We start from the raw sequence: 11745 nt of genomic DNA on the forward strand, positions 1-11745 counted from the left end.
CATCTCGTTTTGGTTTGCTAGACGTTGCGCTAATGTAGCGAAGCTCATCGCGTCAGATGCTTCAGTGTTGAAGCTTGATCGCGCGCTTACTGTATCTCGTTGACGTAGCGGTGGTCCGCAGTCGTCGCCCGGTGCGCAGAGATGAGCACTGGCACGGCCATCTGGTCGTAGGCCACTTCGTCGATCGTCATGACTGCGGCTGGAAGCGTCAGGTTCAGCCAGCGTGCATCATCCTCCGATGCCAGGTCCGCGCCGATCTGTTCACGGATCGCCGAAATCCGGATCCCGTAGTTTTCGAGGAGATGCAGATAAAAGAGCGGCGGGATGTCCTCCTGCTTCTGCGGAAAGCCGGGGACGCGCTCGCGCGGCAGCGTCAATGTTTCGTGCATGATTGGCCGGTCGTCGATATAGCGGACGCGGTGGAAATGCACGATCGGCCGGCCCGTTTCAATCTGCAGCTTCGCCGCTGTTTCGTCCGAAGCCTCGCCGAATTCCAGCGACGTGACCTTGGTAACGGATTTGCTCAGCGAGCCGTCCAGCCCGTGAAGACGAAAATACTGGAAGAACAGGCGCAATCCGTGCTGCGGTTTGCGTCCGGTCACGACGGTCCCGGTCTTGCGGCGTCGGCTCAAAAGTCCGTCGTTGGTGAGATCCATCAGCGCGCGTCGAATCGTTCCGACAGCAACGCCATAGGTTTGCGCCAGGGCGATCTCGCTCGGCAGCACGGAGCCGGGCTCCAGGGCGCCGATCATGATCGCCTCGGTGATCTGTCGTTTCACGACCTCATAGAGAGGCAGAGACAGGTCGCTCAGTCGGGCGGCATTTGCTGAATTATCAGGCAATGAATTGCCTCTTCTTTGGAGTTGACACGTGATGCCGATCTACGCTGTATTACTATATAGTTTATATTAATGAGCCGAGTTGTGAAGGCTGTCGGAATGCGGAGGACGACCGAGATGAGCCTACAGCAACCAGGCACCACTTCTGAGCCCCTGACGTCTGCCATGGCAGCGATTGACCGCGATGTCGAGATGGCCGTGCAGGATCTTGCACGGATGGTTGCGGTCGACACCACCTTTCCACCGGGCGAAGGCTATGGCGCGTTTGCGGATCTGATGACCGAGTTGCTGATGCCGCTTGGCTTCGAATTCGAGCGCGTGACGGTGCCTCACGACCTCTGGCATGTCGAGGGCGGACCGGCGTCGGGCGAACGCATCAATCTCGTTGCGAGGCGCGAAACGGACCTGCCTGTCTGCGGTCTCTACTATCATGTCGATACGGTGCCTGTCGCTCCCGGCTGGAGCCGCGATCCGCTGAAGCTGACGGTCGAAGGCGATGACCTTTTCGGGCTTGGTGCTGCCGACATGAAGGGCACAATCGCTGCGACGCTTCTGGCGCTTCGGGCGGCACGCGAATGCGGCGTTTCTCTCGCTTACGATCCGATGCTGCTCCTGTGCACGGATGAAGAAGGCGGTCTGTATCCCGGCATTCGCTATCTCGCGGAACAGGGCATGCTCAAGGGGCATATCCTCAATTTCAACGGAACGGCCGCACCACGCATCTGGGCGGGCTGCTTCGGGATCTTCAACCTGCAGGTCACGATTACCGGCCATGCGGTCCATGCCGGCGAGGGCAATCGCACCGGCGCGGGTGTGAATGCCATCGAGGGCGCCTTGCCGGTTCTGAATGCGCTCGCAGCGCTGAAGCCTGACGTGGCCAAACGCGCATCCAAGCTCGCTCCGCCGCCGCATGCAACCGGGCCGCTGCGGCCACAGCTGACCATATCCGCGGTGAACGGCGGCACGGCGGGCGGGCAGGTTCCGGCCGAGGTGAAGATCCTCGTCAGCCGTCGATATGCCCCGGAGGAAAGCTATGAGGACGCACGCGCCGAGATCGAAGCGACGATCCGAAATTGCATCGAAGGGACAGAGCTCGGGCTCAAAGTCGATCTTGTCGGCCATCTGATCCCGACCGACGATCCCGATGGCCCGCACTGGCCGCGCTGGCAACAGGCGCTTTCGCTCGGCGTCGGATACAAGCCGAACGATTTTCAGAAATGGGGCGCCGCCAGCTGTTCGGACTTCGGCTATGTCCAGAAGGCCGGCTTTGGCCCTGAAGTATTGCTCGGTGGCCTTGGCCGCCCGGAAAGCTGCATCCACAGCCCGGAAGAGCACACGACCCGACAGGACATCCTCGCACTCGCAAAAAGCATTCTCGCCTATCTCGCGGCGGATTTCGCTGCCGAGGCCATGCCTGAAAGTCGCATATAGCCATACCAAGCAGCATCGAAGCATAAAGGGAACGATAAACATGCTGGAAATGAAACGCCGCTTCTTCCTGGCCGGCACCGCCGCCATTCTCGCAACGCCATCGCTGGGCTCTGCCCAGGCCGCAGCACCGGCCAAGGGCGGTACGCTGAAAATCTCCGTCGACCAGGCCGTCAGCGTCATCCACCCGCTTCTGACCCGCGTCAACCCGGAATACCTGGTGACCGAGCTGCTCTACAGCAACCTCACCCGTCTCAAGGTCGACATGTCGGTCGAGCCGGATCTGGCCGAAAGCTGGACACCGAACGAGGCGCTGACCGAATGGACGTTCAAGCTGCGCACCGGCGTTACCTTCCATGATGGCTCGCCGTTCACGGCCAAGGACGTCGTCGCAACCTTCAAGGCAATCCTTGATCCAGCGACAGCATCCCCCGGCCGCAACAATGTTGGCCCGATCGCCGATATCGTCGCCGTCGACGACGCAACCGTCATGTTCAAGCTGACCGGCGCCTATGCCGACCTTCCCGTCTCCATGGCCTATACAAGCGCCCGCATCATTCCGGCATCGATCGCCACCGGCGACCTCAAGAGTCTGTCGACCAAGGCCGTCGGTACGGGTCCGTTCAAGCTGGTCTCCTATGAGCCCGATCGCCTGATCGTCGTCGAGCGCAACGAGAAATATTACGACCCGGCTCGTCCCTATCTCGACCGCGTCGAAGTGCAGGTCTTCCCGGACATTTCCGCTGAAGGTTCCGCGATGATGTCTGGCGATGTCGACATCGTCTCCACCATCCAGCCGACCGAATATCTGCGCCTCGACGGCAGCGATGGCGTCGATGTGCTGCGCACGCCGTCCGGCCAGTTCTGCAACATCAATTTCGGTTGCGATACGGCGCCGTTCAATGATCCTCGCGTTCGCCGCGCCATCGCACTGACTGTCGACCGGGAAGCAATGGTCGGTTTCGTCACCGAAGGTTTCGGAACGCAGGGTAACGACACGCCGCTCAACGGCTCCTACCAGTTCTTCAAGGGCGTGAAGCAGCGCGAGCAGAACATCGAGGAAGCCAAGAAGCTGCTTGCCGAGGCCGGGTTCCCGAACGGTTTCGAAGCCACCCTTGTCGCCTCCGACCGCCCCGCGGTCCGCACGCAGCTTGCCGTTGCACTGAAGGAAATGGCCAAGGAAGTCGGCATCACCATCAACGTGCAGACGATGCCGCATGCGACCTACCTCGAGCAGGTCTGGAAAAAGGGTTCGTTCTACGTCGGCTTCTACAACATGCAGCCCACCCCTGACGGCATCTTCAAGCTGCTCTACACGTCGGATGCCTCCTGGAACGAGACGCGCTGGAACAACAAGGCCTTCGATGCCCTAGTCAACGAAGCGCGCGGAACGATCGACACCGACAAGCGGACCGAGCTCTACACAAAGGCACAGGAGATCATGAACGAGGAAGTTCCCTCGATCATTCCGTCCTTCTTCGACGTCCTCTCGGCTAAGCGCAGCTGGGTTTCAGGTTACGAAGCGCATCCGCGCGCATCCGTGTTCCGTCTCGACTATGTCTCGCTGACAGCAGACGCACCGAAGCGCGGCTGATCTTAAAACCTGCCGGACGCCGCCAGGCGTCCGGCTCTCTTGTCAGAGGAACACGACCCTGTCCCCGAATTACATAGCCAAGCGGCTGGTGATGATCGTCTACACGCTGTTCGTCGTGTCGCTGATCGTCTTTGCCATAACCCAGGTCCTGCCGGCCGATGCGGCCGTCATGATGTTGGGCGAAAACGCGACCCAGGAAGCGCTCGACGCGCTGCGTGCGACCATGGGCCTGAACGCGCCGATCTGGCAGCAGTATCTGACCTGGCTGTGGCATGTGGTTCAGGGTGATCTCGGAACATCTCTGCGCACCGGCCAACCGGTGGGTCCGGTCATGTTCGAAGCGCTCGGTCGTTCGCTGCTTCTGGCCTTCCTGTCGATCGGCCTGATGCTGGTTCTCGCGATCCCGCTCGGCATTATCGCCGCCATCCGCCGCGGCAAGGTCGCCGACATGGTGGTGAGCCTGATCTCCTATGCGGGCGTCGCACTTCCGGAATTCGTGACGGCAACTGTCGCCGTGCTGTTCTTCGCCGACTGGCTGAAGTGGCTGCCGCCGACCGGTTACGTGCCGCTGACCGAGGACTTTTCCCGCGGGATCACCCATCTCGTCCTGCCCGTCTGCGTCATCTCGATCATCCTGATTGCCCATGTCTCGCGCATGGTGCGATCCGAACTGGTGGACGTGCTGCATACCGATTACATTCGCGCTGCACGGCTCAAGGGGATTTCTCGCGGACAGGTTCTGCGCCGCCATGCGCTGCGCAACGCGCTTCTTCCCACCATCACCATTGTCGCGCTCGATGTGGGTTATCTTCTGGGTGGCGTCATCGTCGTCGAAGAGATCTTTGCTATTCCCGGTATCGGACGCCAGTTGATCGTCGCCATCCAGGCCCGCGACCTGCCGGCGATCCAGGCCGGCGTGCTGATCATGGCTGCCACCTATTCAATCGTCAATTTCATCGCCGACATCCTCTATGCCTGGCTCGACAAGAGGATCCAGTATGATTGATTTCACAAAACGTCTATTGAAGACGCCGCAGGGCGCGATCGGTATGTTCCTCGTCCTGTTCGTGCTGCTGGTCGTCGTCTTCGGCCCTCTGGTTGCGCCGCACGATCCGGAAAAGCTGTCGCCTCTTGCCCGCTATAAAGGTCCGAGCCTCACCTATTGGCTCGGCACCGATCAGTATGGTCGCGACATTTTCAGCAGGCTTCTGATCGGAGCGCGGGCAACCGTCGTCATGGCCGTTCTTGCCACCATCGTCGGTACCCTGATCGGGGCGCTGATCGGAACCGCATCCGCCTTCCTCGGCGGTCGTGCGGACGAGTTGATCATGCGCACCATCGATGCGGTCATGTCGATACCGAGCCTGCTGTTTGCCCTTCTGGTGGTCAACCTTCTCGGCTCCAGCACCGTCAATGCCCTGGTCGCCGTTGCGATCGCGTTTGCGCCGGGCATGGCCCGCATCACCCGCAGCGTTGCGCTGTCGGTGCGAAAGCAGGACTATGTCAACGCCGCCGTCGCGCGGGGCGAAAGTGCCGGCTACATCATCCGCCGCGAAATGCTGCCCAACGTGATTGCGCCGATCATCGTCGAGATGACCATTCGCGTGTCCTTCGCGGTGATGCTGTTTGCGACCTTAAGCTTTCTCGGTCTCGGCGCCCAGCCACCGGCTGCCGAATGGGGACTGATGGTATCGGAAGCGCGCCGCTACATGCATCTTTCCGCTGGCATCCTGATCTGGCCGAGCGTGGCGATCGCGATCGTCGCCGTCGGTTTCAACCTCCTGGGCGACGGTCTCCGCGATGCCCTCAATCCGCGGGCCTGAGGTGAAAATCATGACCACTACCGAACACCCTTCGCCCGATACCCCAGTTCTCACAATCGAGAACTATTCGCTGGATTACGAGACCACCAACGGCCCGTTTCACGCGCTGAAGAACATCGACCTTGCCATCCACCGCGGCGAGATCCTTGGCCTCGTCGGAGAATCCGGATCGGGCAAGACGTCGCTTGCATGGTCGATCATGCGCTACCTGCCCAAGAACGCCCGCGAGCCCGGCGGACGTATCTTGCTGGGCTCAGACAATCTGCTGGAAAAGGCGGAGCGCGAAATGGAAACGTTTCGCGGACGGCGTATCAGCATGGTGTTCCAGGATCCAAGCACATCGCTCAATCCGACCCTCTCGCTCGGCAAACAACTGGCCGAGGTTCTCGTGCGCCACCGCGGCCTGTCCTGGCAGCAGGCATGGACGGAAGGAGAGGCGCGGCTTGCCCATGTCGGCCTGAAGACGCCAGCGCAGATGATGCACCGCATGCCGCATGAGGCATCCGGTGGCGAAAAGCAGCGTGTCGTCATCGCGTCGGCGTTTGCCTGCAATCCCGAATGCATCATCTTCGACGAGCCGACCACGGCACTCGACGTGATCACCTCGCGTCAGATCCTCGACCTCTTCGTCGAGCTGCAGGCTGAAACAGGCGTCGCCTCGCTCTACATCTCCCACGACCTTGCACTGGTCGCCCGCACCGCCGGCCGCGTCGCCGTCATCAAACGCGGCGAGATCGTAGAGCAGGGCACGGTGCGTGACATCTTCACCAATCCGCAGCAGGACTATACCCGCGAGCTGATCAACGCGGTTCCCGATCCGGCCCGCCGGCTGGTAAACGATGATGTCGCTCCGACGGAGAAGCCGCTGGTCGAGGTCGAGAATGTCAGCGTCCATTTCGGTCGCAAGCCGTTTCTCTCGGCACTGACCGGCCGGAAGACCGAGCGCGTGACCGGCAACAATGCGATCAGCCTCAGCATCAGTCCGGGAGAAATCCTCGGCATTGTCGGAGAATCCGGCTCGGGCAAATCGACGCTCGCCAAGGCGATGACCGGTCTCAACCGGTTCGAGGGCAAGATCCGGTTCGAAGGACGCGAGATCCGCAATCTCGGCGATATGGACAACGCCTATCGCAAGGACGTGCAGATCATCTTCCAGCACCCGGATGCCTCGCTCAATCCGCGTCAGAAGATATTCGAGATCCTCTCGCGCCCGCTAAAACTGTTCGGCGATGCCAGCGATCTTGAGCGACAGGTCGGTGACATGCTGGAGCAGGTGCGCCTGCCGCGCACCCACGCAAACCGCTATCCGCATCAGCTCTCGGGCGGCGAGAAGCAGCGCGTAGCGATTGCCCGCGCCTTCGCCTCCAAACCCAAGCTGGTCATCTGCGACGAGATCACGTCTGCGCTCGACGTCTCGGTGCAAGCATCCGTCGTCGAGCTTCTGCTGGAACTGCAGAAGGCCAGCGGTACCGCATACCTCTTCATCACCCACGACCTCAACCTGATCCGCCAGATCGCCCACCGGATCGCCGTCATGTATCGCGGCGATCTGATCGAGGTGGTGAAGGCGTCCGAGATCGATAGTCCCGACCGGGCGGAATACACCCGCCGCCTGATCGAGGCGGTGCCACGCGCCGCCGCTCAATACCAGTAATTGCGCATCAAGGAGCATGACAATGGACCCGAAGTCCCTCGTGGATCGGATCGACGAAAAGGCCTGCCTCGATTTTCTGTCGAAGATGGTTCAGCACAAGAGCCATTCGGAGACGGAAGGCGAGAAGGTTCTGGCGCGCTGGATGGCGGCAGAACTGGATAAGATCGGCGTCGAAGCCGAGCTGCAGGCCTTCGACGATGGCCGGCGGTTCAACACGATCGGTCGCCTGAAAGGCCAAGGCGGCGGCAAGAGCCTGCTATTCAACGGCCATCTCGATACCAATCCGGTCACCGAAGGTTGGACCGTCGACCCCTATGCCGGTCTCGTCGACGACAAATTCATCTACGGTATCGGCGTTTCCAACATGAAGGCCGGCGATGCCGCCTATTTCTGCGCGGTGAAGACGCTGCTTGAAGCGGGCGTCAAGCTCAAGGGCGACGTGATCCTGACCTTCGTCGTCGGCGAATTGCAGGGCGGCGTCGGGACACTTGCGGCGATCAAAAGCGGCGTGAAGGCCGACTATTTCATCAACAGCGAACCGAGCGACCTCGTTGCCGTCACCATGCATGCGGCAGCACTGAGCTATGTCATCGAGCTGACCGGCGACACCCGCCACCTGTCGAAGCGCGAAGAATCCGTCGACGCGATTGCCGCCGCCTGCGATATCATCCCGCGCATCAATGCGATGACCTTCAGCGGTGCCAGAAGCGATGTCCACCGCTCGATCAACCGCGGCCATGTGGGCGTCGTCCACGGCGCGCTCGGTCGCGACCTCGAGGAATGGCGTCCGCCGCAAGTGGCCGACTTCGTTCGCCTCAAAGGGTCGTGCCGTTATGCACCGGGCCAGACGCAGGAAGGCGTTCTCGCCGATCTGGCCGATGAGTTGCGGGCACTCGAAGGCCGTTTCCCGGGCCTGAAGGCGAAGCTCGTCCCCGAGATGATCGAAGGCCGCCCTCTGATGCCGCCCTTCGAGGTTTCGCCGGATAGCCGCATCGTCAAATCGATCAATGCGGCCTATGAGGCTGTCCGAGGGGAGAAGCAGCCGACCGGCGCGATCACGCCGACGCGTTTCTACGGCACAGATGCCGGCCATCTCTACCACGAGCTTGGCATGGAAGGCATCGTCTGCGGCCCGGGTGGTCGCTACAACACCATGCCGGACGAGCGCGTCGACATCGTCGATTTCCTCGACATGATCCGCGTCTACATGCTGACCATCCTCGATATTTGCGAAGTGGCCTGAGACCTGTTCCCGGGCGTGTCGATCGCCCGGGACACCCGTCTTGCTGACGCTGGTTCCCTTACGCAGCGGCAACGATCGATCGGCCCCGGATACGGGCTGCCATGCGATAGGCGCGCGGTGTCAGCCCCGTTTCCATCCGGAAATAGCGGTTGAAATTGGAGAGGTTGTTGAAGCCTGCTTCAAAGCAGACGCCGGTGATCGGCATCTCCGTTTCCGCTAGCATGGTCCGAGCCCGCCAGACCCGGACCGAACGGCTGTAATGAGAAAAGTTCATTCCCGTCAGGCGTCTGAACGCGCGGGAAAATGCGGAAGGCGCCAGACCGACCATATCAGCTACCTCATGCATCTGCTTGACCGGGTCGGACTGCAGGATCTGGATGGCTTGGTCGATCCGGCGATGCCGTTTGTCGGACTGTTCGTTGTAGAATGATATGAAGTGCTCGCTGGCAAGCAGGCGCTTGCGGGGAGCGGCTTCGATCTCGTTGAGGATGTCGAGGAACAGCGTCAGACCGCCGCGGCCTTGCGTTTGGTGCAGGAGGAGAACCTTCGCCCCGATCTCCGCTGCCTCGGGCCCGAGGATCTCGACCCCACGCGCGGCAAGCGAACTCAGTCTGTGGAGCACGTCGAATTCAGGGCACACATTGCGGATTCCGATCAGCGCGTCCGCATCAAATTGCAGGACGAGATCGCGGCCGGGAAGCGAAGGAGCGCCGGGCGAGATCCAGTTATGCGGCAGATTGGTTCCGGTGAGGATCAGATGCTCGGATTTGAACGGCCCCACATAATCACCGACATAGGCAAAACCCTGGCCTTCGGGAATATAGTGGATCTCCCATTCCGGATGATAATTCCAGACGCCGATCGGGTTCGGATAGTCGTCACGGCGGATGAGGTAGGACATGCCGCCGGGCAGAACGATCTGCTCGCGCATGGCCGCGTGCGAAACAGGCTGCGCCAAATTCCGTTGGTTTGTTGTCGCCATCCCGTCACCTTGCACCGCAGCATGTCAAAATAATACCAGTTGAAAGCAAGAAGCCAACTAGTTTCATGTCGTAGGAGCGTTCACAGTGGCGATGTCTGCGGCATGGAAGAAAGATAAAGATCATGAAAGCACTAGTTCTCGAACGCGTCGGCGACCTTACCCTGCGCGATATCGACCTGCCGCAAAACCTCGGCCCTGATGACGTCCGCATCAAGCTGCACACCGTCGGCGTCTGCGGTAGCGATGTGCATTATTACACGCACGGTCGCATCGGTGATTTCGTCGTCAACGAGCCGATGGTGCTGGGCCACGAGGCTGCCGGCACGGTGATCGAGGTCGGCGCCAACGTCAGCCACCTGAAAAAAGGCGACCGTGTCTGCATGGAACCCGGCATTCCCGACCCGAATTCGCGGGCGTCGCGGTTGGGGATCTACAATGTCGATCCCGCAGTGACATTCTGGGCAACGCCGCCGGTTCATGGCATCCTCGCCCCGGAGACCGTCCATCCGGCAGCATTCACCTACAAGCTGGCCGACAATGTCTCGTTTGCCGAGGGAGCGATGGTCGAGCCCTTTGCCGTCGGAATGCAGGCGGCATCCCGCGCCCGCATCACGCCCGGCGACACGGCTGTTGTCACCGGTTGCGGCACGATCGGCATCATGGTGGCGCTGGCGGCCCTGGCTGGCGGATGCTCGCGCGTGCTGATTTCCGATCTGTCGGAAACCAAGCTCAAGCTTGCCGAGACCTATGACGGGATTACCGGCGTCAATCTGCGCGAGACCGACATCGTGACAGCCACAAACAACGCCACCGACGGCTGGGGCGCGGATATCGTGTTCGAATGCTCCGGTGCGCCCGCCGCCATCCGCGACATCTTCAAGATCGTTCGCCCCGGTGGTGCCGTCGTGCTTGTCGGCCTGCCGCCGGAACCCGTCCCGGTCGATATCGCGGCCGCCTGCTCGCGCGAATGCCGGATCGAGACCGTGTTCCGCTACGCCAATGTCTTCGACCGGGCCCTCGCACTGATAGCGGCCGGCAAGGTGGACCTCAAGCCGCTGGTGTCCGACACGTTCCATTTCGACCAGTCGATCAAGGCGTTCGAACGGGCGGCGGAAGGCCGGCCGGAAGACGTGAAGCTGCAGATCGTCATGGGTGAATGATTGCCGGCGTGGAAGATTTTCCGGGCGGCGACCTCCAGATCGAAAATCGGCTCGTCGAGATTTATTTCAGCTCGACGACGCCGGCGGCAATGTCGGGCATTTCAGGAATGATCCCGCTTTTGGCGTACCACTCAGCCACGGCATTGATCTGCTTTACGGCCGATTGCGAAACGGCTGTCGTCGGCACCGCATTGTTTTCGCCGATCTTCGCCCCGAGTTCTGCCGGTACGTTCATTTCCTTCGCCCAGATCGCCCCGGCCTCCGGCTTGTTGGCGACTGCCCAGGCGTTTTCCGCTTTGATGACATCGAAGACGAGCTGCAGCTGATCGGCCTTATCCTTGGCGAATTCGCGGCTCGCGACAAGAACGACAGCGTTGTCGGACCTGATGGCGGCGCCATCGGCGATGACCGTGCCGTCATAGGCCTTTTCCGCGATGGTCAGGAACGGATCCCAGGTCGCCCAGGCGTCGACATGGCCCTGGCTGAAGCTCGGGCCGCTGTCGCTGGGACTAAGATAGACGCGCTCGACGCTTGCAGGATCGATGCCGTTCGTCTCCAATCCCCGCATCAGTAGATATTCCCCCGTGCCACCGCGGTTCACTGCCACCTTTTTGCTGGCGAGATCCTTGATGGAGGCGATACCAGAACCCTTCGTCGCCACGATGCCTTCGGAGCCTGCCGACATTTTCTGATAGGCGAAGATCACCAGCGGGATCTTGGCGGAGAGGGCTGTAATTGCAGAGGTCGAGCTGCCGGCGGTGATATCGATACTGCCGGCATTGAGTGCTTCGAAAGCAGGTGCTGCAGCCGGGAACGGGCCCGCCCACTCGACCTTGATGCCCTTATCGGACATCGCCTTTTCCAGCGTGCCGCGGGATTTGGCGAGCGTGATGTCGTTGGGTCCCCGCAACCAGCCGATCCGCACCACCTGATCGGCTGCCTGGACAGGAGGGGCAAACACGGCGGCGGCACTGACGAGGGTGACAGCGGCAAGGAATATACGCTTGGTGATCATAGCTTGG

The 11745-nt window shown here is 61.1% G+C and carries 10 protein-coding genes; 7 read left to right on the top strand and 3 right to left on the bottom strand.

Annotated features, from left to right (window positions below; genetic code table 11):
- Positions 1-86 precede the first annotated feature (86 nt).
- Positions 87-842 (bottom strand): GntR family transcriptional regulator, encoded by a 756-nt coding sequence (locus G6K99_RS20260; protein ID WP_062459564.1) that lies wholly within the window; start codon positions 840-842, stop codon positions 87-89.
- Between the two features lie 162 nt (positions 843-1004).
- Between G6K99_RS20260 and G6K99_RS20265 the strand changes: the two genes are divergently transcribed.
- From G6K99_RS20265 to G6K99_RS20290, 6 genes are read left to right on the top strand one after another with little or no spacing between them, the layout of a single operon-like run.
- Positions 1005-2270, top strand: a complete 1266-nt coding sequence (locus tag G6K99_RS20265) for a M20 family metallopeptidase (protein ID WP_244631548.1) — start codon at positions 1005-1007, stop codon at positions 2268-2270.
- A 40-nt stretch (positions 2271-2310) separates the two neighbouring features.
- On the top strand, positions 2311-3861 hold the full coding sequence (locus G6K99_RS20270; protein ID WP_174197668.1) for an ABC transporter substrate-binding protein: 1551 nt from the start codon (positions 2311-2313) through the stop codon (positions 3859-3861).
- A gap of 58 nt (positions 3862-3919) precedes the next feature.
- Complete coding sequence (locus G6K99_RS20275) at positions 3920-4867, top strand: ABC transporter permease (protein ID WP_174197906.1); 948 nt, start codon at positions 3920-3922, stop codon at positions 4865-4867.
- Positions 4860-5684 carry an ABC transporter permease gene (locus G6K99_RS20280; RefSeq protein ID WP_174197669.1) on the top strand — a complete coding sequence of 275 codons (825 nt, stop codon included), beginning with the start codon at positions 4860-4862 and terminating at the stop codon, positions 5682-5684. The genes G6K99_RS20275 and G6K99_RS20280 overlap by 8 nt, the downstream gene beginning before the upstream one ends.
- A gap of 10 nt (positions 5685-5694) precedes the next feature.
- Entirely contained in the window at positions 5695-7338 is a 1644-nt protein-coding gene (gene nikE / locus G6K99_RS20285; RefSeq protein ID WP_174197670.1) for an ABC transporter ATP-binding protein, read from the top strand.
- Positions 7339-7360: 22 nt separating this feature from the next.
- Positions 7361-8581: a M20 family metallopeptidase gene (locus G6K99_RS20290; protein WP_174197671.1), complete on the top strand. Its 1221-nt coding sequence runs from the start codon at positions 7361-7363 to the stop codon at positions 8579-8581.
- A gap of 58 nt (positions 8582-8639) precedes the next feature.
- Here the strand turns inward: G6K99_RS20290 and G6K99_RS20295 are convergent, their stop codons facing one another.
- The gene (locus G6K99_RS20295; RefSeq protein WP_174197672.1) at positions 8640-9563 is read right to left on the bottom strand and encodes an AraC family transcriptional regulator; all 924 of its coding nucleotides are present in this window, start codon (positions 9561-9563) and stop codon (positions 8640-8642) included.
- A 122-nt stretch (positions 9564-9685) separates the two neighbouring features.
- On the opposite strand from G6K99_RS20295, the gene G6K99_RS20300 reads away from it, so the two are divergent.
- Positions 9686-10723, top strand: a complete 1038-nt coding sequence (locus G6K99_RS20300; protein ID WP_174197673.1) for an NAD(P)-dependent alcohol dehydrogenase — start codon at positions 9686-9688, stop codon at positions 10721-10723.
- A 61-nt stretch (positions 10724-10784) separates the two neighbouring features.
- On the opposite strand, the gene G6K99_RS20305 is transcribed toward G6K99_RS20300, so the two are convergent.
- A complete protein-coding gene (locus G6K99_RS20305; RefSeq protein ID WP_174197674.1) occupies positions 10785-11738 on the bottom strand; it encodes an aliphatic sulfonate ABC transporter substrate-binding protein in 954 nt (317 codons plus the stop codon).
- Positions 11739-11745: the final 7 nt, after the last annotated feature.

The organism is Neorhizobium sp. AL 9.2.2, from assembly GCF_013317225.1.
In the GTDB taxonomy this organism is placed as follows: Bacteria; Pseudomonadota; Alphaproteobacteria; order Rhizobiales; family Rhizobiaceae; genus Neorhizobium; species Neorhizobium soli.

Bases quoted from the DNA above. Each gene is read 5' to 3' on its own strand.
- G6K99_RS20265 (WP_244631548.1), top strand. From the start codon at position 1,005: ATGGCAGCGATTGACCGCGATGTCGAGATGGCCGTGCAGGATCTTGCA.
- G6K99_RS20270 (WP_174197668.1), top strand. From the start codon at position 2,311: ATGCTGGAAATGAAACGCCGCTTCTTCCTGGCCGGCACCGCCGCCATT.
- G6K99_RS20280 (WP_174197669.1), top strand. From the start codon at position 4,860: ATGATTGATTTCACAAAACGTCTATTGAAGACGCCGCAGGGCGCGATC.
- nikE (WP_174197670.1), top strand. From the start codon at position 5,695: ATGACCACTACCGAACACCCTTCGCCCGATACCCCAGTTCTCACAATC.
- G6K99_RS20290 (WP_174197671.1), top strand. From the start codon at position 7,361: ATGGACCCGAAGTCCCTCGTGGATCGGATCGACGAAAAGGCCTGCCTC.
- G6K99_RS20295 (WP_174197672.1), bottom strand. From the start codon at position 9,563: ATGGCGACAACAAACCAACGGAATTTGGCGCAGCCTGTTTCGCACGCG.
- G6K99_RS20300 (WP_174197673.1), top strand. From the start codon at position 9,686: ATGAAAGCACTAGTTCTCGAACGCGTCGGCGACCTTACCCTGCGCGAT.
- G6K99_RS20305 (WP_174197674.1), bottom strand. From the start codon at position 11,738: ATGATCACCAAGCGTATATTCCTTGCCGCTGTCACCCTCGTCAGTGCC.